Annotated in this window: 22 protein-coding genes and 1 pseudogene; 8 read left to right on the top strand and 15 right to left on the bottom strand. The window is 56.2% G+C overall.

The genetic code is table 11. From position 1 onward, the window contains the following. Positions 1 to 55 precede the first annotated feature (55 nt). From ABEH87_RS09580 to ABEH87_RS09570, 3 genes are all read right to left on the bottom strand, one after another. Positions 56 to 1,108: an acyltransferase family protein gene (locus tag ABEH87_RS09580; RefSeq protein ID WP_346576020.1), complete on the bottom strand. Its 1,053-nt coding sequence runs from the start codon at positions 1,106 to 1,108 to the stop codon at positions 56 to 58. A 77-nt stretch (positions 1,109 to 1,185) separates the two neighbouring features. Beyond that, a complete protein-coding gene (locus ABEH87_RS09575; protein WP_346576019.1) occupies positions 1,186 to 1,431 on the bottom strand; it encodes a hypothetical protein in 246 nt (81 codons plus the stop codon). Between the two features lie 196 nt (positions 1,432 to 1,627). Continuing rightward, positions 1,628 to 1,831: a KTSC domain-containing protein gene (locus tag ABEH87_RS09570; protein WP_346576017.1), complete on the bottom strand. Its 204-nt coding sequence runs from the start codon at positions 1,829 to 1,831 to the stop codon at positions 1,628 to 1,630. Positions 1,832 to 2,174: 343 nt separating this feature from the next. Between ABEH87_RS09570 and ABEH87_RS09565 the strand changes: the two genes are divergently transcribed. After that, on the top strand, positions 2,175 to 2,369 hold the full coding sequence (locus ABEH87_RS09565) for a hypothetical protein (protein ID WP_346576015.1): 195 nt from the start codon (positions 2,175 to 2,177) through the stop codon (positions 2,367 to 2,369). Between the two features lie 58 nt (positions 2,370 to 2,427). On the opposite strand, the gene ABEH87_RS09560 is transcribed toward ABEH87_RS09565, so the two are convergent. From ABEH87_RS09560 to ABEH87_RS09530, 7 genes are all read right to left on the bottom strand, one after another. Then, positions 2,428 to 4,005, bottom strand: a complete 1,578-nt coding sequence (locus tag ABEH87_RS09560; protein ID WP_346576013.1) for an ABC transporter substrate-binding protein — start codon at positions 4,003 to 4,005, stop codon at positions 2,428 to 2,430. Between the two features lie 135 nt (positions 4,006 to 4,140). After that, a complete protein-coding gene (locus tag ABEH87_RS09555) occupies positions 4,141 to 4,806 on the bottom strand; it encodes an ATP-binding cassette domain-containing protein (RefSeq protein ID WP_346576011.1) in 666 nt (221 codons plus the stop codon). Then, complete coding sequence (locus tag ABEH87_RS09550) at positions 4,799 to 5,647, bottom strand: ABC transporter ATP-binding protein (RefSeq protein WP_346576010.1); 849 nt, start codon at positions 5,645 to 5,647, stop codon at positions 4,799 to 4,801. The genes ABEH87_RS09555 and ABEH87_RS09550 overlap by 8 nt, the downstream gene beginning before the upstream one ends. Further along, the gene (locus ABEH87_RS09545; RefSeq protein WP_346576008.1) at positions 5,637 to 6,497 is read right to left on the bottom strand and encodes an ABC transporter permease; all 861 of its coding nucleotides are present in this window, start codon (positions 6,495 to 6,497) and stop codon (positions 5,637 to 5,639) included. The genes ABEH87_RS09550 and ABEH87_RS09545 overlap by 11 nt, the downstream gene beginning before the upstream one ends. Next, positions 6,494 to 7,549 (bottom strand): ABC transporter permease, encoded by a 1,056-nt coding sequence (locus ABEH87_RS09540; protein ID WP_346576006.1) that lies wholly within the window; start codon positions 7,547 to 7,549, stop codon positions 6,494 to 6,496. Before ABEH87_RS09540 ends, ABEH87_RS09545 begins: the two co-directional genes overlap by 4 nt. Next, positions 7,549 to 9,117 carry an ABC transporter substrate-binding protein gene (locus ABEH87_RS09535; protein WP_346576004.1) on the bottom strand — a complete coding sequence of 523 codons (1,569 nt, stop codon included), beginning with the start codon at positions 9,115 to 9,117 and terminating at the stop codon, positions 7,549 to 7,551. Before ABEH87_RS09535 ends, ABEH87_RS09540 begins: the two co-directional genes overlap by 1 nt. A gap of 120 nt (positions 9,118 to 9,237) precedes the next feature. Beyond that, complete coding sequence (locus ABEH87_RS09530) at positions 9,238 to 9,912, bottom strand: CPBP family intramembrane glutamic endopeptidase (protein WP_346576002.1); 675 nt, start codon at positions 9,910 to 9,912, stop codon at positions 9,238 to 9,240. 391 nt (positions 9,913 to 10,303) lie between these two features. Here ABEH87_RS09530 and ABEH87_RS09525 point away from each other — a divergent pair, with 391 nt between their 5' ends. Next, positions 10,304 to 10,600: an I78 family peptidase inhibitor gene (locus ABEH87_RS09525; RefSeq protein WP_346576000.1), complete on the top strand. Its 297-nt coding sequence runs from the start codon at positions 10,304 to 10,306 to the stop codon at positions 10,598 to 10,600. A 53-nt stretch (positions 10,601 to 10,653) separates the two neighbouring features. On the opposite strand, the gene ABEH87_RS09520 is transcribed toward ABEH87_RS09525, so the two are convergent. From ABEH87_RS09520 to ABEH87_RS09510, 3 genes are all read right to left on the bottom strand, one after another. After that, entirely contained in the window at positions 10,654 to 11,187 is a 534-nt protein-coding gene (locus ABEH87_RS09520; protein ID WP_346575998.1) for a thioredoxin domain-containing protein, read from the bottom strand. Positions 11,188 to 11,445: 258 nt separating this feature from the next. Next, positions 11,446 to 11,691 (bottom strand): biofilm development regulator YmgB/AriR family protein, encoded by a 246-nt coding sequence (locus tag ABEH87_RS09515; RefSeq protein ID WP_346575996.1) that lies wholly within the window; start codon positions 11,689 to 11,691, stop codon positions 11,446 to 11,448. A gap of 212 nt (positions 11,692 to 11,903) precedes the next feature. Further along, positions 11,904 to 12,572, bottom strand: a complete 669-nt coding sequence (locus tag ABEH87_RS09510) for a MarC family NAAT transporter (RefSeq protein WP_346575995.1) — start codon at positions 12,570 to 12,572, stop codon at positions 11,904 to 11,906. A 433-nt stretch (positions 12,573 to 13,005) separates the two neighbouring features. Here ABEH87_RS09510 and cspA point away from each other — a divergent pair, with 433 nt between their 5' ends. Next, positions 13,006 to 13,212, top strand: a complete 207-nt coding sequence (cspA, locus tag ABEH87_RS09505; RefSeq protein ID WP_062747873.1) for an RNA chaperone/antiterminator CspA — start codon at positions 13,006 to 13,008, stop codon at positions 13,210 to 13,212. Between the two features lie 209 nt (positions 13,213 to 13,421). Next, the gene (locus ABEH87_RS09500; RefSeq protein WP_346575993.1) at positions 13,422 to 14,642 is read left to right on the top strand and encodes a multidrug efflux MFS transporter; all 1,221 of its coding nucleotides are present in this window, start codon (positions 13,422 to 13,424) and stop codon (positions 14,640 to 14,642) included. On the opposite strand, the gene ABEH87_RS09495 is transcribed toward ABEH87_RS09500, so the two are convergent. Continuing rightward, positions 14,633 to 17,722: a beta-galactosidase gene (locus ABEH87_RS09495; RefSeq protein WP_346575991.1), complete on the bottom strand. Its 3,090-nt coding sequence runs from the start codon at positions 17,720 to 17,722 to the stop codon at positions 14,633 to 14,635. The two genes, ABEH87_RS09500 and ABEH87_RS09495, sit on opposite strands and share 10 nt — an antisense overlap. A gap of 361 nt (positions 17,723 to 18,083) precedes the next feature. Here ABEH87_RS09495 and iraP point away from each other — a divergent pair, with 361 nt between their 5' ends. The 3 genes and pseudogenes from iraP to ABEH87_RS09480 all read left to right on the top strand — a co-directional run. Then, positions 18,084 to 18,347 carry an anti-adapter protein IraP gene (gene iraP, locus ABEH87_RS09490; protein WP_346575989.1) on the top strand — a complete coding sequence of 88 codons (264 nt, stop codon included), beginning with the start codon at positions 18,084 to 18,086 and terminating at the stop codon, positions 18,345 to 18,347. A gap of 152 nt (positions 18,348 to 18,499) precedes the next feature. Next, positions 18,500 to 18,805: a PsiF family protein gene (locus ABEH87_RS09485; RefSeq protein WP_346575987.1), complete on the top strand. Its 306-nt coding sequence runs from the start codon at positions 18,500 to 18,502 to the stop codon at positions 18,803 to 18,805. A gap of 43 nt (positions 18,806 to 18,848) precedes the next feature. Continuing rightward, positions 18,849 to 18,944 (top strand): annotated as a pseudogene (locus ABEH87_RS09480) (lipid A hydroxylase LpxO); the annotation flags it as partial. Between the two features lie 82 nt (positions 18,945 to 19,026). Here ABEH87_RS09480 and proC read toward each other — a convergent pair. Then, entirely contained in the window at positions 19,027 to 19,836 is an 810-nt protein-coding gene (gene proC, locus ABEH87_RS09475) for a pyrroline-5-carboxylate reductase (protein ID WP_346575985.1), read from the bottom strand. A gap of 188 nt (positions 19,837 to 20,024) precedes the next feature. Here proC and ABEH87_RS09470 point away from each other — a divergent pair, with 188 nt between their 5' ends. After that, complete coding sequence (locus tag ABEH87_RS09470; protein ID WP_346575983.1) at positions 20,025 to 20,483, top strand: YaiI/YqxD family protein; 459 nt, start codon at positions 20,025 to 20,027, stop codon at positions 20,481 to 20,483. Positions 20,484 to 20,508 lie beyond the last annotated feature (25 nt).

The raw sequence follows: 20,508 nt of genomic DNA, 5'->3' as shown, positions 1-20,508 counted from the left end.
AAGTCTGTTACCGGCAATCAGCGGCCGTTCAGAACCATACTGAACGGCCATTGCTTTATGTCAGACGCTTCAGCCCCGGAATACGATCCAGCACGGCAACCACCATCGCAGACAGTGCATAGCAGATCAGCGCCAGCAGCGGAATGGTCAATGCCGAGAAGTAGCTATTGAAGCTGAACGGCCAGACGCGTAATACCGTCTCCAGAATCAGCATATGAACAAAAAACACGCCAACGCTCAGTCTGGCCAGATTACGAATGGCGAGGTTAATCCGTTTTGAAAAACGCAGCGGCGCGTTGAGCAGCATAAAGAAGCAGGCCAGCGCCAGCGTCACGATGGTCGGCGCGGAATAGAACAGGAAGATATCGTTGGGTTCGCCAATACTCTTCGACAGAGAATATCCCATCACTGCGGTTAATACCGCGCTCAGAATGAAAATAATGCTGGCGATAGTGACTTTTGGCGACAGTTTATAGCGACGGACTGCGCCGCCAATAATATAAAAGCCTGAAAGATAAACCACCATGTCAATATTGCTGGGCGTTGTGGCCGGATGATTTTCCAGCACGTACTCTTTGAAATTATCAAACAGCATATATACCGACGCAATGGCAAACCACACGGTAATAATGTAGTTGATTCGCTGACGGCTACCGTGCTGAATAAAGGTATTGAGTAACGGGGTTACCAGAAATAGCAGGATCAGGGTATAGATAAACCACAGGTGTTCATAGGCCGGGGTGCTGAGAAGATCCAGCAGGCTGAAGGTCGTGGTGCTGTCGTTAATCGTGCGGTTATAAATAAAATAAATCACGGTCCATGCGATTAATGGCAGCAACATATCAAGGACACGGGTTCTCAGCGTACTCAACAGCGACTCGTTTTTATTGAGAGAAATGTAGCCGGCAATCAGCAGAAATAATGGGAAAGAAATTCGCCCCAGTACGTCGTACATCACGGCAACGGACCAGGCGCTATGAAATGTGCTGAACGGTATTGCTGCGGTATGCAGCAGAATCACCAGATAGGTAGCGATAATCGTTAACAGCTTAATATTCAGGGTTTTCAAAAACAGATTCCTTTGCCAGAGGGCGACACTGCACAGCATCTGCAGGTGTTATTTGCCCTAAAGGTAACATATCTCCGATAAAGTCCGATGTATTACCTGCAAAATTTATCTCCGTTTTAACCCCGCTGGGTATCGATGGTAATCTGAGGAGCGCAGAGCTCGCCGGGTTTCACGATGCGATACTCCGCTTTACCCTGATAAACATAGATACAGGCGCGGCCGGCATCACCGCCGTCCTGTTCCTGTGATAGCGAGATCGCGGTGGTTTCTGCCGCACAGACCGACGTGAACAAACACAGACCAAGTCGCAGGAACCATGAGCAGGTGTCCTTCAGTTGAGCTGCGCCGCTAAATGGCGACATAGTGTGCCCTCCCTTTGCCTTTTAATGCCATCGTTAATCCATTCAGACCACCTGACCCGTTGCGTCATGGCGCTCCTGTAATAAAGCTGGGGCAATATCGGGGTTAACGGGGGGCTGCTCTATGGGAATGCTCTTAAATATCCTGGATCTGATGTAAAGGCGGAAACAATCATGTCTCCGCCAGACTTTTCAGACGTTAATGCTGTAAAAACCGATGCTTGATGTGCTGATAGAAAAACGACCCTTTTGAAGGCGCCGCCATAAAAAAGTGCCAGGTCGTCAGTGGAACATTGCAGTAGGTGCGGGTTTGACGATCTAAAAGTTCGACTTCGAGGAGACGTTTTTCGGCGTCGTAACCCACAGAGTGAATGGCAGATGAGGCAACGGCATGTCGTTTCATATTCCCTCCTTTTTCCAACAGGCATGATTAAAATTTAGCCTGTTTGTGGAGGTTTACTTTGTCGAAAATCAAACAAATTTAGTTTATGGCACAGAAAGACAAACGAGGGGGGAGGACGAAGGGGGAGTAAAAAATGAGCCTCGGGAAGTGGGAAACCCAGCAACACTTCCCGAAGCCATGCAAATGCATAATTCGTTACAGGGCTAATGTACCTGCTTCCATAAACTTGTACAACAATATTTTACACTGTACAGGTTTGTGGTTTTATCTCAGGGCAAAAAGGGTGACGTCAGTCGGGCAAACTTGCTAGAGTGCGGGTCTCACTGATTTAGCGGAATTTGATATGTCGAATGAAATTGCACACCCGTCCAACAGCCCAAAGCAGGCCGCCCTTCAGCTGGTCATTGAACTGGTTCGCGCAGGAAAACTGAGCCCATTACAGGGCGACGCGGCGAATATGATCTCGATCTACGAACAGTTCAAGACGCACTTTGAAGCGGAAAAACATAAAAACGCTTCTGATTCAGCCATTTCCTGAACTGCCCTGCCAAAGACGTATGACTTCGCTACGGGCGCCAGCCCGTAGCGAAGGGGCGCTATTTTTTACTCACCAGATCGAAATAGAGCAGGCTGACGCCAACCCCCTGATAGTCGCCCTGGATATTGTTGGCTAATCCCACCTGTTTTTGCCCCTGTAACGTCACCACGTAAGGCGAGTTCTGCTGCACGTCCGTCTGTAGCTGCTGATAAAGCGCAGTTCGTTTTTTTACGTTACTTTCTGCCGCGGCGGCGCGCGTTTTGCCACTCAGATCGGGAATGTTCCAGCCAACGCGCCAGGCCAGCGTTTTGGGGCCACCCTCCACGTTATAGGCGAAGGCGCTGGCGTTGCTGTTAGCATCCACATAGTCCGCACCCCAGTAGATAAAGATCGACTGGAAATGACGCCCGCGCATTTTGCTCCACAGCTCGGACTCTGCCACCGGCTGGATATCAAGCTGGATATCGGCTTTGGCAAAGCTGGCCTGAAGGGCCTGCGCCACATCGCTGTAGGGGGGTTGATTCACAATTGTCAGAGAGAAGCGGGTGCCGGGTTTGATCCCGCCTTTTGCCAGAATCGCTTTGGCCTTAGCCAGGTCGTAATGGAACGGCTGGTGAGTCAGTGCGCCGTCAAAACCGGCGGGCAGGAAGGTCTGGTGGACCTGATACTGGCCTTTTAGCAGCTGGGTGGACAGGCTGTTGTAATCGACCAGCCAGCGCGCGGCCTGCCACAGCGCCGGGTTGCCCAGTGCCGGCTGTTGCTTATCCTGGGTATTAAAACCCAGGTAGTAAATCAGGCTGGACGGATAGCTGGCGACGCGCACATTGGTCTGTTTTTTCAGAGTGGCGAACTGGTCGGCTCCCAGGTCATAGGCGACATCTGCATCACCCTTTTCCAGCAGCAGGCGGCGCGATCCGGCATCGGTCACGCTTTTCAGCAGGATGCGCTTCAGGTGAGGCGCGGGCCGGGCATGGGGATTCTGTTCCAGTACCAGCGCCTGCTGCGGCACGTACTTACTGATGGTATAGGCTCCGCTGCCTGCCGAGTGCGTACGCAGCCAGCCGTTGCCGTAATCCTGCTGGCTGACGTGCTGCTGCACCAGTTTACTGTCTACCGTTGAGGCGACAGGCGAGGTGAGCAGGCGCAGCGCCAGATCCTGACCGATGGCGGACTGCCAGCGCAGTTCAAACTGGGTATCGCTAATCCTGGTAAACTGCGCATCGATATTTTCCGGATTCCAGCCAAATTCGCCGAGGATAAAGACCGGCGTTTTATTCAGCTTTACCGCCCGCGTCAGTGAGTAAATCACATCGTCGCTGGTGACCGGGTTACCGCTGGCGAATTGTTGCCCGGATTTAAGCGTAAACCGCAGGCTGTGCTCGGTGCTGCCTGTCTGCCACTTGCTGGCCAGCGTCGGTGACAGGGTGCGTTCATTGCGGATCTCCGGCGAGACCAGCGTCTGATAGACATTGCGCAGGCTGCTGTTGCTGACGGTTTCAAAACTCTCCGCCGGGTCGAAGCTGATGATGCCGTCAAGCGAGAGGGCCACCACCAGCGTATCGGCAGGCGTGGCGGCCTGAGCACCGTGGGCTAATGCCAGCGTGCTGACAAGCAGGAGAGGAACAATTTTATGCATGAACAGAGTCCTGAATCGGGAGAGATATCAGGACTATAGGCGCATATGGGGCGATCAGAAATGCCGGTTCTGACTATGGTTAGCTGTTAAAAACACAACCGCCGGGGAAGATCGCCCCGGCGGTTGTGTTGGCGGTCAGGCGACGATCCGCCCCTGAGCCATCTGCACCGCACGATCGCACATATGATCGATCACGTCGGGATCGTGACTGACCAGCACCATCGTCAGGTTATCCTGCTGCTTGAGCTGATTGAGCAGGTTAAGGATCTCCGCCTGCACTGACATATCCAGCGCAGAGGTGGGTTCATCCAGCAGCAGAATTTTTGGCTCCAGCAGCAGGGCGCGCACGATGGCCACGCGCTGGCGCTGTCCGCCAGACAACTGATGCGGGTAGCGATCTGCCAGCGCCGGATCCAGCCCGACGTGGCGGAATCCCCGATCGATACGGTCATTGATATTGTCGGCTTTAATCAGCTTCAGCGGCTCGGCCAGCGTGCGGCGCAGACGATGGCGCGGATGCAGCGAGGCGTAGGGATCCTGAAACACCATCTGGATATCGCGCCTGAGCTGACCGGTAAACGGCTTGCCGGGCTGCGCCTGATGCCCCGCCAGCTGCATTTCACCCTGCCAGTGTGGATTCAGACCGGCCATCACCCACAGCAGCGATGACTTGCCGCAGCCTGAGGGGCCGACCAGGCCAAAACATTCGCCGGGATTCACCGACAGCGTCACATCGTGTACCACGGTACGCAGCTCGTAGCCCTGCTTGTGGGCTACGCTCAGCTGGGATAACTCAATCATGCTGTAACCCTCTGGCCAGGGCCGCGCGGTCCAGCACCGGCAGCGGTTTGCCGTGGGTCGATTTATTCGGACGACAGGACCACAGCGTGCGGGTGTAAGGGTGCGTGGCGTTCGGCAGCTCTGCTGCTGCCAGCGTGTCGAGCACTTCGCCCTGGTACATCACCATCACGCGTTCACAGTGTTCGGACACCTGTTGCAGATCGTGGCTGATCAACAGCAGCCCCATATCACGCTGTTCCACCAGGCTGCGGATTAACCCCAGTACCTGATCGCGCATGGCGTGATCGAGCGCCGAGGTGGGTTCATCGGCGATGAGAAAACGGGGTTCAGCGATCAGTGCCATCGCCAGCATCACGCGCTGGCCCATTCCGCCGGAGAGCTGATGCGGGTAACGCTTCATCTGCTCTGCGGGCTGGGGCAGCCCCACGGCATCAAGCATGTCACACACTTTCTCTTTGATTTCGGCACGGCTGAAACGGCCATGCAGCTTCAGCGGTTCGGCGACCTGCCAGCCGATGGTGCGCAGCGGGTTCAGCGCATATTTCGGATCCTGCATGACCATGCCAATCTGACTGCCACGCAGCTGGCTCCAGCGGCGTTCGTTCAGCGTCAGGGCATTCTCTCCGGCGATGCTCAGGGTCGAGGCCTGAAGCTGTAAGGATGGGGCCAGCAGACCCATCAGCGCCCGGGCGGTAAGCGACTTACCGGAACCCGACTCGCCGACCAGCGCAACGCGTTCGCGGCCCAGGGTAAAGCTGATATTTTTTACCAGCGCCTTACCGTCGGCGCTGCTAATCGTTAAACCATCTGCCACGATTGGGGCAGAAGAATCAGTTGCCATTTCGGGTATCCAGTCGGTCACGCAGGCCATCGCCTGTCAGGTTAAAAGCCAGGCTGGCAAACAGGATTGCTCCGCCGGGAACGGCAGCCACCCACCACTGATCAAAGATCACCTTACTGCCTTCCGCTACCATCGACCCCCATTCGGCGGTCGGCGGCTGAATGCCCATGCCGAGGAAGCCCAGGCCCGCAGCCGAGAGGATAATCCCGCCCAGGCTGAGGGCGGCACGCACCACGGCGGTCGGCAGACACAGCGGCAGAATATGCCCGAACATCAGGCGCAGGCCGTTAATTCCCTGCATACGGGCGGCGGCAAGATAGTCACTGCGGCGCAGCGCCAGCGTCTCGGCACGCGCCTGGCGGGCAAACGGCGGCCAGCTGGTCAGCGCCAGTGCCAGCGCGCCGTTCATCAGTCCTGGCCCCATCATTGCCACCAGCGCCAGCGCAATCACCAGATTAGGCAGCGAGAGGAAAATATCGGTGATGCGCATCAGCACGCGCTCGCTCCAGCCGCCGAGATAACCGGCGCTGATGCCAATCAGCATCCCGACCGGAATCGTCAGCACCAGAATCAGCGATACCAGCAGCAGGGTGGGGCGGGCCCCGTAAATAACCCTGGAGAGCAGGTCGCGGCCAAAGCCATCGGTGCCCAGCCAGTGGCTGGCCGACGGCGGCATCAGGCGCACGGCCATCTGCTGGGCGTTGGGATCGAAGGGGGCCAGCAGCGGCGCAAACAGGGCGGCGAAAATCAGCAGTCCCACCAGGCTCAGGCCGATGGTCAGCGTGATATTGCGGCGCGCCCGGCGCGCACGCGGTTTGACGCTTGCAGCATCAGTCAGAGATTGCGTCATCGGGTTCTCGGGTCGGTCAGATAAGTTAACGCATCCGCCAGTGCATTGATGGCGATAAAGCAGCCGCCAATCAGCAGGGTGGAGCCGAGGATCGCCGGGGTATCGGAGGCGAACAGCGCGGTAGTCATATAGCGCCCGACGCCGGGCCAGGCGAAGACGGTTTCGGTCAGTACCGATCCCTCCAGCAGCGTGGCATAGGAGAGCGCGAGCACGGTAATCAGCGTTCCGCGCACGTTGGGGAAAATATGCAACAGCAGAATACGCCCGCGGCTGGCCCCTTTGGCCCGCGCCAGTGTGACATACTCTTTACTGCTCTCTTCCAGCAGCGCGGCGCGCAGCAGGCGGGTAATGGTGGCCATCGACAGCAGCCCCAGCACTACCACCGGCAGCCAGAGATGCGCAATCGCATTGCGGAACATCTCCATATCACCCGACAGCCAGCTGTCGATCAGCACCAGTCCGGTCTTCGGTTCGAGAGTATAGATCCAGATATCATCCAGACGCCCCGGACCGGCAGACCAGTGCAGTACCGCATAAAACAGCAGCAGGCCCAGCAGTCCGAGCCAGAATACCGGCACCGAATAACCGAGCAGTGAGATCATGCGGGCCACGTTATCCAGCACGCTGCCGGGCTTCCAGGCGGCCAGCAGCGCCAGCAGAATGCCGAACACCGCGCCAAAAATCATCGCGCAGGTCGCCAGCTCAATCGTCGCCGGGAAGGTGCGCAGCAGGTCGCTGGCCACCGGCTGATTGGTAATGCTGGAGATGCCGAGATCGCCGCGCACTAAATGTTCCAGATAGTGCCAGAACTGAAGCGGTAGCGGCTGATCCAGACCCAGACTGGCCCTCACCTGGGCATAGGTGGATTCACTGGCGTGATCGCCGGCAATTTGCAGCACCGGGTCCACCGGCGACATATGGGACAGCGCAAAGGTAAACACCAGCAGCCCAAGCAGCGTTACGACCAGCGAAAGCAGGGCACTGAGTGCCCCGCCGCTGCGCCGCCAGAAAAGCCGGGCAGACTGCCCGGCGCTGTTTTCGGCAGCTGCCATTACTTAGTGACCTGGCTGTAGTAGACCATATCCGGGTTAATCCCCTGCACGTAGCCTTTCAGGTTATCGCGCATTGCCACCAGATTACGCGCCTGCATACCGACGACATACGGCGAGCTTTTCTGCACTTCGCGCTGCATGTTCTCATACAGCTCAACGCGCTTCGCTTTGTCGGTTTCCGCCGTGGCGGCCAGCGTCTGCTTGCTCAGTTCCGGGATATGCCAGTTGGAGCGCCACGCCAGCGTTTTACTGCCATCTTCAGGATTGTAGGCAAAGGCGGCGGCATTGGTGTTCGGGTCGAAGTAGTCGGCACCCCAGGCGTTCAGGGTAGCTTCGTACTGGTGTGCCTTCACGCGGGTAGCGACTTCGGAACTGATCCCCGGCTGAACTTCCACTTTCACGCCGCCTTTCGCAAAGCTGGCCTGCAGTGCCTGCGCAATATCCAGATACGGAGGCTGATTGCTGACCGCCAGCTTGAAGCTGACGTTGGTCAGGCCGGCTTTTTTCAGGATAGCTTTGGCTTTTTCCGGGTCGTAGCTGAACGGATTGTCATTCAGCGCGCCGAGGAAACCTTCCGGCAGGAACGACTGATGTACCTGGAACTGCCCTTTCAGCAGGTCATTAGCAATGCCTTTATAGTCGAACAGATAGCGTGAAGCTTCCCACAGTGCCGGGTTCTTCAGTACCGGGTTGGCATCAATATTGAACTGAATGTAGTACAGGGAGGCCATCGGTACGGCGAGGGTTTTCACGCCCGGCTTGCCTTTCAGGGAGGCCATCTGGTCGGCACCCAGGTTACGGGCGATATCGGCATCCCCCTGTTCCAGCAGCAGGCGACGGGCCGCCGGTTCCGGCACGTTTTTGATCAGCACGTTTTTCAGCTTAGGCGCACCGGCCGGAGAGGTCGGGTTGGCGCTGAACAGTACCACTTCGTGTGGGATGTATTTACGGATTTGGTACGGGCCGCTGCCTGCGGAATGCAGGGCCAGCCACTTGTTGCCGAAATCGCCATTTTGCGCGTTCGCCATCACGGTTTTTTCATCAACGATGGACGACACCGGGGCGGCCAGCAGGCTGAGTACATAAGTCGGGCTGACGTTGGCACTCCAGCTGATCTGGACATGGCTATCGTCGATTTTCTTAAACTGAGCGTCGACATTCTCTTTGGTCCAGCCAAGCTGAGTCAGAATGAACGACGGGTCAAGGTTCAGCTTCACCACGCGCGACAGCGAGAAGATCACATCTTCCGGGCGTACCGGGTTACCCGAAGCGAATTTTGCCCCGTCGCGCAGGGTGAACGTCATACTGCGGTTGTCGCTGCCCGGCGTCCAACTGGTCGCCAGCGTGGGCTTCAGATCGATAGGGTTTTGCGGGTCAGACTGGACCAGACGCTGATAGAGGTTGGTAAAGGCCTGAACCGAGGTCAGTTCAAAGCCGTCTGCCGGGTCGAAGCTTTTGGCGTCGTCGATAGACTGGGCGATCACCAGCGTATCCGCCGGGGTCGCGGCTGACGCAGCAAAGGACGCAGCCAGAGCCAGAGCGATAACAGAAGGGACTGCAATTTTCATGTCGTATCCTGAAGTGACGTTTTTTCGCGAGTGTAAGGGAACTGATGGTAAGAACAATAGTAGATTATTCGCTATCGTTATGCTTACAAGTTATAAGCTGGAGGAAACAGTTATAAATTCTTACCAGACGCTGACGGCCTGGCGGCTGAAATGGTTCCACAGTAGCGGGCTGATACTCAGCAGATTGTTGAGCATATGCAGCATCACAGGCAGCTTCAGCCCGCCAGAGACAAAGCGGGCGGCGCAAAGCAGCAGTGAGAGTACCGTCAGGGCGATGATGGTTTGCAGGTGAGCGTACTGGGTGTGCATCGCGGCAAAGATGATCGACGCCAGCAGAGCACAGCCCGCGCGCTGCCGCGGTGCCCACAGCAGGAAAGCCTGCAAAATAAAGCCGCGAAACAGGATTTCCTCAAACACCGGAGCCAGCACCACGACCGCGAGGGCAAACCCGACCAGGCTCAGGGTGGTGGTGGTGAGCTGTTCTCCTGCCCAGCCCTCCTGACGCAGATAAAGTGACTGACTGGCGATGACCGCCAGCAGCAGCCCCGTAAAAAGCAGCGCCTGACGCAGGCGCAGCTGGCCCTGTGCGATATCCGCATAGTGGCGTGAATACCAGCGATAGAGCGGCACCAGCGCGCAGAACTCCAGCAGACATAAGAGCGGCATCAGCAGCCCGTTGCTTTTCAGCATCGCGATATGCGGAAAATTGCCGACCAGTACCGTAATGGCATACCACACCATAAAGACGCCAGCGCAGAGCAGGGTCTGACTGGCCCGGTCGGTGGATGGAGTCATGGTGCTGAAGCCCGGTAGCAGAGGAAGGAGTGCGATGTTAGCAAGCGTCACTGCGGCTGTCGAGATAAGGGCGGGGCAGGAAAGGTGGAAGGGAGAGCAGATGCGCTTCTGGGGTCAGAAGCGCAGACAGAGTTTATCTGACTCTTACCGCCACCAGGGTCATGATGACTGCAAACGTGACAAAAATAGCCAGTGCCATAAGAATATCCTCTATGGGGATTAGTCCTAAAATTATAGTGTGCTGCGGGTTTAATTTTGTACGATATGTGCGCAGGAATGGTCTGGCGGCAGCCGATGGTTGGGGAGGGATTTTGGCTGCGCAATGATGGTTTAATCTGTTACCCTTTTAGCGGCATTGCCGAATATCTACGCAAAGAGAGGAGAAATAACAGTGAAATATTATGGGAAAATGGCCGTGATTGCTGCATTAATGGCGCTGTCGGGCTGTCAGTCGTCCAGTAATAACAGCGCATCCGCTGCGCCGGTCGATCCGGAGATGGATCGCTGTGGCGCATCACAGTATCAACAGTACGTGGGAAAACCCCTGACGGCCGTTGAGTCTCTGCGTTTCGAACATGCCGTCCGCGTCATACCCTACAACTCTGCCGTCACGATGGATTTCAATCTGAATCGCATTAACTTCATGGGCGATCAGCAGGGCAACATCACCAGGGTGTACTGCGGCTAATCACCGCGTCACGCTGAGCAGCCTTTCCGGGACGTCCGCTGCGCGGCCGTCCCTCAGTAGTGCCACTTTTTTATCCACCACAGACGTAGCCAGATGCCCGGTGCGCTGGTCCAGCCGCTGGTGGTCGCCACCACTTCCCCTTTAGCCACAATCAGCAACGTCGGTGTCGCCGTGATATCCCAGCGCCCGGCCAGTTCTCCGCGACTGTCGTTCACCACCGGGAGCGTCAGATGGTGCCCGTTCAGATAACGCACAATATTGATATCGCTGCCCGAACGATGGGCAATCGTCAGCACGCTGGTACGTTTGTCATTGAGCTGCATCAGAACGGGGAGCGTGTCCTGACAGGCACCGCACCAGCGGTCCCAGAACCAGACCAGCAGGGGCTTTTTTTCGCTCAGGTCGGCCAGCGTCAGATCCTGACCATCAATGGTATGCAGAGCCTGCGTGGCGATATCAGAGGGAAGATCCGGCGCGCGAAAACCGTCAACCAGACGAAGAAACAGAATCAGTAACAAGACCGGTAGCAGCAGATAGAGGCTAACGTTTTTAAATTGCGCGATTAGTGTGTGGTGCCAGTTACGCATTAGCCGTCTCCCCCTGCGTCTGGCGCTTATCTTAACGAGGTCATGGCGAATGGCAATCGTCTGACGTGTAAACATTCGTATAGGGAATAATGACGCTCAAAAAAGCCGTGATGCTGTCATCTGGCTGCAACTTCAACAGGATAGGGTATGGCGGTAATCAAGTGATTTCCTCGTCACTCTGAAAAATATGCAATGCTCGTCTTCTCCCGCCTCGTGCGGGATTTTTTTTATCTGTCCGCGGCCCGTCGTCGGGTGACGTTATTTATTCCCTTCGAGAATCTGCGCCAGCAGGTTGCGATAACCGTCCAGAACCGATTTATCGGTTTCCCTCTCCAGCCGGGCAATGACATTGGCAATAATAGATTTATTGCTGGGGGATTTTCCGGACTGCATCAGCTCCAGCATAATGGCTTCCAGCAGTTCACTCTCTTTTGGTGCATGAAACGACGGGCTGTTAAAGTAATCGGTGATGGCGCGCCCGGCGCCGGGTAATTGCTGACTCATGGCGAACCTCCGCAAACACGCCATCGGCGGCCTTTGAGGCCACTGAGGGATCAGGATGAAGACACTAATGACGATGATGCGGGCTGTCAGAACAGCAGCCCGCCAGTTGCCTGAAAAATAAACAGGTAAATAGTGATTATTACTCTAGATGGCGCAGGGGGGAATGCCAGTAACAAACAGAAATATTTTCAATTCTGCTGTTAGGCCGCCGGTTAAGCGTGGTAGGTGGAGATCACTTCCAGTATTCCGTTGATCATAAACTGCACGCCCATACACACCAGCAAAAAGCCCATCAGACGTGAAATGGCCTCAATGCCACCTTTCCCGACGAGGCGCATGATTGTCCCGGAGCTGCGCAGACACCCCCAGAGAATAATGCCGATGCTGAGAAAGGTGAGCGGCGGGGCCAGCATAATGACCCAGGGCTCGAAGGGGGTGCCACTATGGATGGTAGACGCGGTGCTGATGATCATCGCAATCGTCCCCGGACCCGCAGTGCTCGGCATGGCCAGCGGGACAAAGGCAATATTGACCGACTGGCGTTCGCTCATTTCATCCATTTTATGGTCTGCCTCTACCGATTGTCCCGCCTGCTGCTGCGGAAACAGCATGCGGAAACCGATGAAGGCGACAATCAGCCCCCCGGCAATACGCAGGCCCGGAATGGAGATGCCAAAGGTGTCCATCACCACATTGCCGGCGTAATAGGCAACGGCCATGATAATCACAACATAGACCGAGGCCTGTAGCGACTGACGATTTCGTTCCTGGTAGTTCATATCGCCCGCAAGGCCGAGAAACAGCGCCACGGTAGTTAATGGGTTCGCCAGCGGTAACAACACCACCAGGCCCAGGCTAACGGCTTTTATCAGTTCTAACATCACAGGGATCCTTGCGTAAGCAGAAAAGGTTATCTCATCATGCATTATCCCCTAAGGGAGGCGAAGTGTAGCTGAAGCAATAAGGTTGAAATTAGGCCTTATGTGGCTCCTCTCAGGACAATGCCTGAAATGTAAAACGGACCTCTGCACAATGACAGATAAAAATTTAAAATAATTAATGATTAAAATCAGCATCTTATGCTTTTTATCGTTTTTTTATGTTGTCAGCTCTTGTACTCAGACCGGGGTTATGAGTAAATGCACTCGTTGGTTTTGATACAGACCCACGTATGCGAGCAATTTTAGTAAAGCAGTCTTCAGTTCAAGCGTTATTTCAAGCTTCTTCCTGACTTCCTTCTGAGTGCCTCATAGTAATCCCTGTTGACGAACCCTGTGCCCACTGTGGCTTACTACAATTTTGAAGGAAAGACCCATGTCAATGACTGGTTTAGTAAAATGGTTTAACGCTGAGAAAGGTTTCGGCTTCATTTCCCCAACTGACGGCAGCAAAGATGTATTCGTACACTTCTCTGCAATCCAGAACGGCGGCTTCAAGACGCTGGAAGAAGGTCAGAAAGTATCTTTCACTATCGAAAATGGCCAGAAAGGCCCAGCAGCTGCTAACGTAACTGCTATCTAAGTTTGCTCTCCGCTCCGGCGGGAACAAACGAAGTTCGATGTGAATTAAAACCCGCCCTCGTGGCGGGTTTTTTGCGTTTATCGCCGCTGAAAAGACGCCTTTGCTAACAATATTCTGCCCTTCAACTTTCTGGAAGTGACTGACGCCTGCGGTGAGTGTTGCTACACTCGGATTTTGCTTACCTTGCAACAGGTCATACGCACAGCACGATGGAATCCTGGAAAGTTAACCTCATCTCCGTCTGGTTCGGTTGTTTATTCACCGGGCTGGCAATCAGCCAGATTATTCCGTTTCTCCCCCTGTATGTGGAACAGCTTGGTGTCACTGACCCCGGTGCGCTGACGCTCTGGTCCGGTCTGATCTTCAGTATCACTTTCCTGGTTTCCGCTATTGTCTCTCCCATGTGGGGCAGCCTGGCCGACCGCAAAGGGCGCAAGCTGATGCTGCTGCGCGCTTCGCTGGGGATGGGCGTAGTGATCCTGCTGCAGGCCTTTGTGACTAATGTCTGGCAGCTGCTGGCACTGCGTGCGCTGATGGGGCTGACCTCCGGTTATATTCCCAATGCCATGGCGCTGGTGGCGGCACAGGTCCCGCGTGAACGCAGCGGCTGGGCGCTGAGCATGGTCAGTACCGCGCAGATCTGCGGGGTGATTATGGGACCGCTGATGGGAGGACTGCTGGCGGACTGGGTCGGACTGCGGGCGGTATTTCTGATTACCTCCGGCCTGCTGCTGATCAGTTTCCTGATCACACTGTTCCTGATCAAAGAGGGCGGCCCGCCACGGGTGAAGAAAGAGGACAAACTGAGCGGCAGCATGGTGTTTCATACCCTCAGCCGGCCGGGTTTAGTCATCAGCCTGTTTGTCACTACGCTGGTGATCCAGCTGTGCAATGGTTCCGTCAGTCCCATTCTGACGCTATTTGTGCGCGAACTGGAGCCAGACGTACAGAATATTGCCTTTATCAGCGGAATGGTGGCGGCAATACCCGGCGTGTCGGCGCTGCTCTCAGCGCCGACGCTGGGCAAGCTCGGGGATCGTATTGGTGCTGAACGAATTTTATTTGCTGCGCTGATTTTTTCCGTGCTGCTGTTTGTCGGAATGTCGTGGGCCGACAGCGCCGTGGAGCTGGGGATATTCCGTTTTCTGCTTGGTTTTGCCGACGGAGCGATGATGCCTGCGGTGCAGACCCTGCTGCTGCGTTATTCCAGTGACCAGGTCACCGGGCGGATTTTCGGTTACAACCAGTCCTTTATGTACCTCGGCAATGTGATCGGGCCGCTGATGGGCTCTGCAATCTCCGCCGTGGCTGGCTTTCGCTGGGTATTTGCCGCCACGGCGGTGGTGATTCTGGTTAACAGCGTGCAGCTGATCTGGGTTTATCGTCAGTCCCGGCGCAATGCCGCATTGCGCCGGGATGGTCAGGCCTGACGCGACCGCGACAGGCTGATCTGATAGCGGTACTGGCGCTGAGACAGCAGGAAGTCCGGGCTGACGCTCGGGCTCCATGAGTCATCGCCACCGACGCCCATATGATAGCCATCAACAATCAGCCAGCATCCCGGTTCATCGCGCAGCAGGTGGCGGTGTGACGTCTCGCGCAGCTGCTCCACGCTGTGGCGGCTCAGCGAGAAGTGGAACTCGCCGTTAACCTGCCAGTCGCCAAAGGTCAGCTGCTGAGTGCCGCAGCGCAGACCATTCTCGCCGGGGAACACATACGGCGTGCTTAACGACTCCAGCGGCAGGTGCCAACGCGAAAACTCGGCTGCCAGCTGACGGTCCGGGTAGTTTTCATGCGGGCCCAGCCCCAGCCAGCTGGCGCTTTCCGCCGCCTCGTTAAACTGAGCGCGCAGGCCAATTCGTGCGGGTTCCGGCTGTCCGGCGGCGATATCCACTTCCACCTCAATGTGCATCTCCCCACGGGCGTCAATCCGGTAGCATTTACGGCTGAGGAAGCGCAGCGCTTCACCAGCAAGCCAGGCGTGCTCGGTACGGATCTGCACGCCGTCGCTGAGCGCATCGGCCTGCAGCCGCAGCAGCTGGCTTTCCAGCTGATAGTGTCCGGCACGTTTCCAGCGTTCCACCCAGGCGTGAGGATCGATGCGCGTCGCTTCGCTGATGCCGATATCATTATCGATTGGCGCGCGGGCAAACAGATCGCGCAGCGGCGAAAGCAGTTGGGGATCGTTGCCCTGCAGCCACTGTATCAGTTCGCCGCTCTGGCGGCAGAAGTGCCAGCGCTGATCGCCGTGCTGGACCTCAATCCACTGCGGCTGCTCATTCAGCTGTGGTACGGACTCGCCTGATGCCTGGCGGGGCAGTGGCAATGCAGCAGGCAGTCGCCAGCTGTCCCAGGCCACGCGCTGACCGGCGGGTGACCACGCAGTGGCCAGCGGCTGAACCACTTCAACCCGCAGCCACAGCTCGCCCGCCAGCGACGGCAGGGCACCCAGCGTCAACTCAACGCTGCCTTCCGCTGCCAGGCTCAGCGTGTGCTGGCCTTCCGCCACCAGCTCACCCTGATGCTCAATGCGCCAGTGCAGATGCTCATTGTCACTGTGGCGGAACAGGTACTCGCTGGTGATGCGCACGGTTAATGGCGAAGTGTCGGTGAGTGCGAACTGGAAGAACTGCTGCGCTCGCTGGGCTTCATACAGCGCCGGATGAGGCGAGCGGTCGGCAAACACCAGGCCGTTCATACAGAACTGACGGTCATTCGGCGTGTCGCCGAAGTCACCGCCGTAGGCCTGCCAGGTGGTCCCGTTTTCATCGCGACGCGTCAGGCTCTGGTCCACCCAGTCCCAGACGAAGCCACCCTGCAGACGCGGGAACTGGCGGAAGGCCTGCCAGTAGCGATCGAAGCCCCCAAAGCTGTTGCCCATTGAATGGGCATATTCACAGAGGATCAGCGGACGCGTTTCTTCCGGCAGCCCGATCCACTTCTTGATCGACCACTTTGGCACGGCCTCAAACGGCTGATCCTGATCGACCCTGGCATACATCGGGCAGATAATATCGGTGGCGGCAGTATCGGCTCCCCCGCCTTCGTACTGAACCGGGCGGCTGGGATCGTGGCTCTTTATCCAGCGGTAGAGAGCATCATGCGTGCTGCCGTGACCGGATTCGTTGCCCAGTGACCAGATAATAATGCAGGCGTGATTGCGGTCGCGCTGCACCATGCGGGTAACACGCTCGCTGAATGCGTTGAACCAGGCAGGATCGTCCGACAGTCGGTTCATTGGCTGCATGCCGTGGGTTTCAATATTCGCTTCATCCACCACGTACAGGCCGAAACGATCGCACAGGCGATACCACAGCGGATGGTTAGGATAGTGGGAGCAGCGCACCGCGTTAAAGTTATGCTGCTTCATCAGCAGGATATCTTCGATCATGGTTGCTTCGTCCATCACCTGGCCGCGATCCGGATGATGCTCATGGCGGTTAGTACCGCGGATCAGCAGCGCCTTGCCGTTGAGCTTCAGTAAGCCATCGCTGACCTCCACCTGGCGGAAACCAACGTCAAAGGCCTCCGCTTCAATCAGCGTACCGCTGGCATCCAGCAGTGAAACTACCACGCGATAGAGATGGGGCGTTTCTGCGCTCCACAGTAACGGCTGGTCAACGTGCAGCGCCAGACGCGTGCGGTCAAGGTAGCGCCCGCGCTCGTCGATAACCGATGTGCCGAACGGCTGGCGCTGGCGGGCAATCTCATCGCCTTCACGCCACAGCGTCACCTCCAGCTGGAAGTCGCTGGCATCCGTCAGGTTGGTGAGGGCCATGACATTCAGCTGCGCAGAGCGGAATTCCGGGCTGAGCTGCGTTCCGATCTGGACGTCACACAGCTGTACCGCCGGTTTATGCAGCAGCGTGACGTCGCGGAAAATACCGCTCATCCGCCACATATCCTGGTCTTCCAGATAGCTGCCGTCGCACCAGCGCAGTACCATCACCGCAATACGGTTTTCACCGGCGTGCAGGCGGTGGCTGAGGTCAAACTCTGCCGGCAGGCGGCTGTCCTGTGAGTAACCCACAAATTCGCCGTTACACCACAGATAAAAGGCGGAGTTCACGCCGTCAAAGATGATGCGTGTCTGCCCGCCGTCCAGCCAGTCAGACTGACATTCGAATGTGAGCGAGTAACATCCCGTGGGGTTATCGGCGGGAACGCGCGGCGGATCGACCGGGATCGGATACTGTACGTTGGTATAGATCGGGGCATCATACCCGGCGAGCTGCCAGTTAGACGGCACGGCCAGGCGATCGGCCGTTGGCAGGTCGTTGCAAATCCACTCATCCGGCACGGCTTCGGGACGGGGGTAATAGCTAAACAGCCACTCTCCATTCAGCGACTGAAGGCTGTCGCTGTCAAGATCGTCGCGCGCTGCATCGGCGCTACGCCAGCTGGCAAACGGCGGGTGAGCAGGCAGGCGGTTCAGCTGCGTGATGGCCGGGTTTTCCCAGTGGCGCAGTGACAGTTGCTGTTGCAGGGTGAGTGGGGTTGAATCTGCCATGCCAAAATCCTCATGATTGTTATGCGCTCACATTGAGGCTCAACGGCATTTCTGTAAAGCGAAAAGAGTGTGGGATGCGATATCTGTCGCAAGATTGACGGGTGCAAAACCGGTAAACCCGCGCGCTGGCTTTACCGGGCAGGAGCGCTAAAGGCTGACCGCGCTGGGGCGATAGTCAGCCCCCACAATAATGAGTGGCCGCTTTTTTTATCCGGGTTGCCATCAGCGAAACGTTTCGAAAAAAAACAGGTGTTTTGTTGCTCTCTTTTGGGGCATAAGTCACGAAAATATATAGCAAATATGAGTTTTCTTTTTACTGTGCGGGTGATACCTTCTTGCTTTAACTCGCTGAGACAGTCGCATGAAAAACCTCATTGCTGAATTACTGGTCAGGCTGGCGGAAAAAGAAGAAGAGTCGAAGGAACTGGTCGCCCAGGTTGAAGCCCTGGAGATCGTGGTTACCGCGCTGCTGCGCAAGCTGGATAGCGAACAGCTTCAGCAAATCAACGTCAGTATTTCTGACGCCATGCAGACGGCATCATCGTCAATGGCAGCAGACTTTACCCAAGATGCTTCACTGCTGGAAAATTACATCCAGCGCCTGTTAAACCATCCCCGGCAGTAATTCGCTCTACCAAAAAACGCGCGTCGGACTCACATGTATGTGGCGATGGGCTGTTTTTCCCCCCGAACCTAAAATTTCTCGCTGCGTCATTCGCTGAAAATAAAACCCGTGCCACACTTAACAGTGTACTTATCACAATAATGGGATGGGATATGAAAATTCAGTTAGTGATCGCCGCAGCCTTGCTGTCGTTAACGGCCGCCGGTTATGCGGGGGCTGCCGAGAAAACCGCTCAGCAGCAGAAAATGACCGTCTGTAATCAACAGGCGGGAGAGAAAGCGCTGAAAGGGGATGAACGCAAAACCTTTATGAGTAGCTGCCTCAAAAAGGACAGTAAAATCGACGGCATGACGCCACAGCAGATGAAGATGAAGACCTGTAATGCACAGGCCGGTGAAAAGATGCTGAAGGGCGATGACCGTAAAGCCTTTATGAGCAACTGCCTGAAAAAAAGCTAACCCCGCGTGGGCCAGCCGGCCCACCGTTTTAAACTGCGCCTGAATTAAAAAGCTGACCGACAGCGGGCAGGTCATTTGTGAAAGGGCATTGCGTTTACAGGGGCATATTAACGCGGCACAGGCGCATAATGACGCCGGAATTAAGGCGCGACGGCGAGGCTGTGTTTTTTGATGAAACCTGTTTTCGCGGTGCCGCATCCGCCGCTGCGGCACCGGGGAGTTTACTGCTTACTCATCTGCTCGGATTTGTGCATGCAGTGTTGCATCGCTTCAATCACCGCTGAGCGGAAACCTTTCTGCTCCAGCACTTTTACCGCTTCAATGGTGGTGCCGCCTGGCGAACAGACCATATCCTTCAGTTCACCCGGATGTTTGCCTGTCTCCAGCACCATCTGCGCCGCGCCTTTTACGGCCTGGGCGGCAAACTGATAGGCCTGTGCCCGTGGCATACCACCTAGCACGGCGGCATCGGCCATCGCTTCAATAAACATAAAGACGTAAGCCGGAGCAGAGCCGCTCACGCCGACCACCGCGTGAATCAGATATTCAGGTACCAGAGCGGCTTTACCGAAACCGCTAAAAATTTGTACCACGCTGTCGGCTTCTTCGGCAGTGACTAACACATTTGGCGTAACCGAGGTCATCCCTTCATTCACCAGTGCGGGGGTGTTGGGCATTACACGTACGATTTTACGGTCGTGGCCCAGAACGGATGCGAGGGACTCCAGCGTGATGCCTGCCGCGATAGAGACAATCAGCGTCTCTTTATTGAGACTGCCCGCAATGTCCTTCAGCACGGACAGGATGACATTAGGTTTCACCGCACCAAACAGGATATCAGACTGGCGGGCGACCTCTTCGGCGCTGTCGGCCGGGGTGATACCATACTGCTGCTGCATGGCCTGATTCGTCTCAGGTTTACGGTCGAAAACCAGAATATCTTCAGGTTTGACCTGCCCGGCAGCGACCAGGCCTGCAATGATGGCTTTTGACATGTTACCGCAGCCAATGAAGCCAATTTTCTTTTCCATGAGGATCTCCCTGTTGGTTTATTCTGTTGCAATGTGGCTGATGCCATCCCTTAACCTTAACTCAGCTTCGGCTGCGCTTAAACCATAAAGGGCGTGGGAAGGTGCCGGTGCAGCAGATTAAGTTTGCCATTCGGCAAAAGAATGGGAAGATCGTCTTCATTCCCGACTCAGCATAGAAGGAAATGGTAATGCCAATCTGGGTGGATGCCGATGCGTGCCCGAAAGTGATTAAAGAAGTGCTGTACCGTGCTGCTGAACGTGAGCAGATGATAGTGACGCTGGTGGCCAATCAGTCGCTGAGCGTGCCGCCCTCGCGTTTTCTGCGTACCCTGCGGGTAGCGGCAGGGTTTGACGTGGCAGACAATGAAATCGTGCAGCGAGCGGAAGCGGGCGATCTGGTGATTACCGCAGATATCCCGCTGGCGGCGGAAGTGATGGAAAAGGGGGCGATTGCGCTAAACCCGCGCGGTGAGCGCTACAGCGAAGCGACGATTCGTGAACGTCTGACGATGCGCGATTTTATGGATACCCTGCGCGCCAGTGGGGTACAGACCGGTGGACCCGCCACGCTGAATCAGCGTGACCGCCAGCAGTTTGCCAATGAGCTGGATAAGTGGTTACAGCAGCAGCGTAAACAGAGCGAATAGCCTCTCCCGGTGGACGGGAGAGGGG

The organism is Erwinia sp. Eh17-17 (genome assembly GCF_039675725.1).
Taxonomy (GTDB): domain Bacteria; phylum Pseudomonadota; class Gammaproteobacteria; order Enterobacterales; family Enterobacteriaceae; genus Erwinia.
This window is presented reverse-complemented; position numbering and strand designations above follow the sequence as displayed.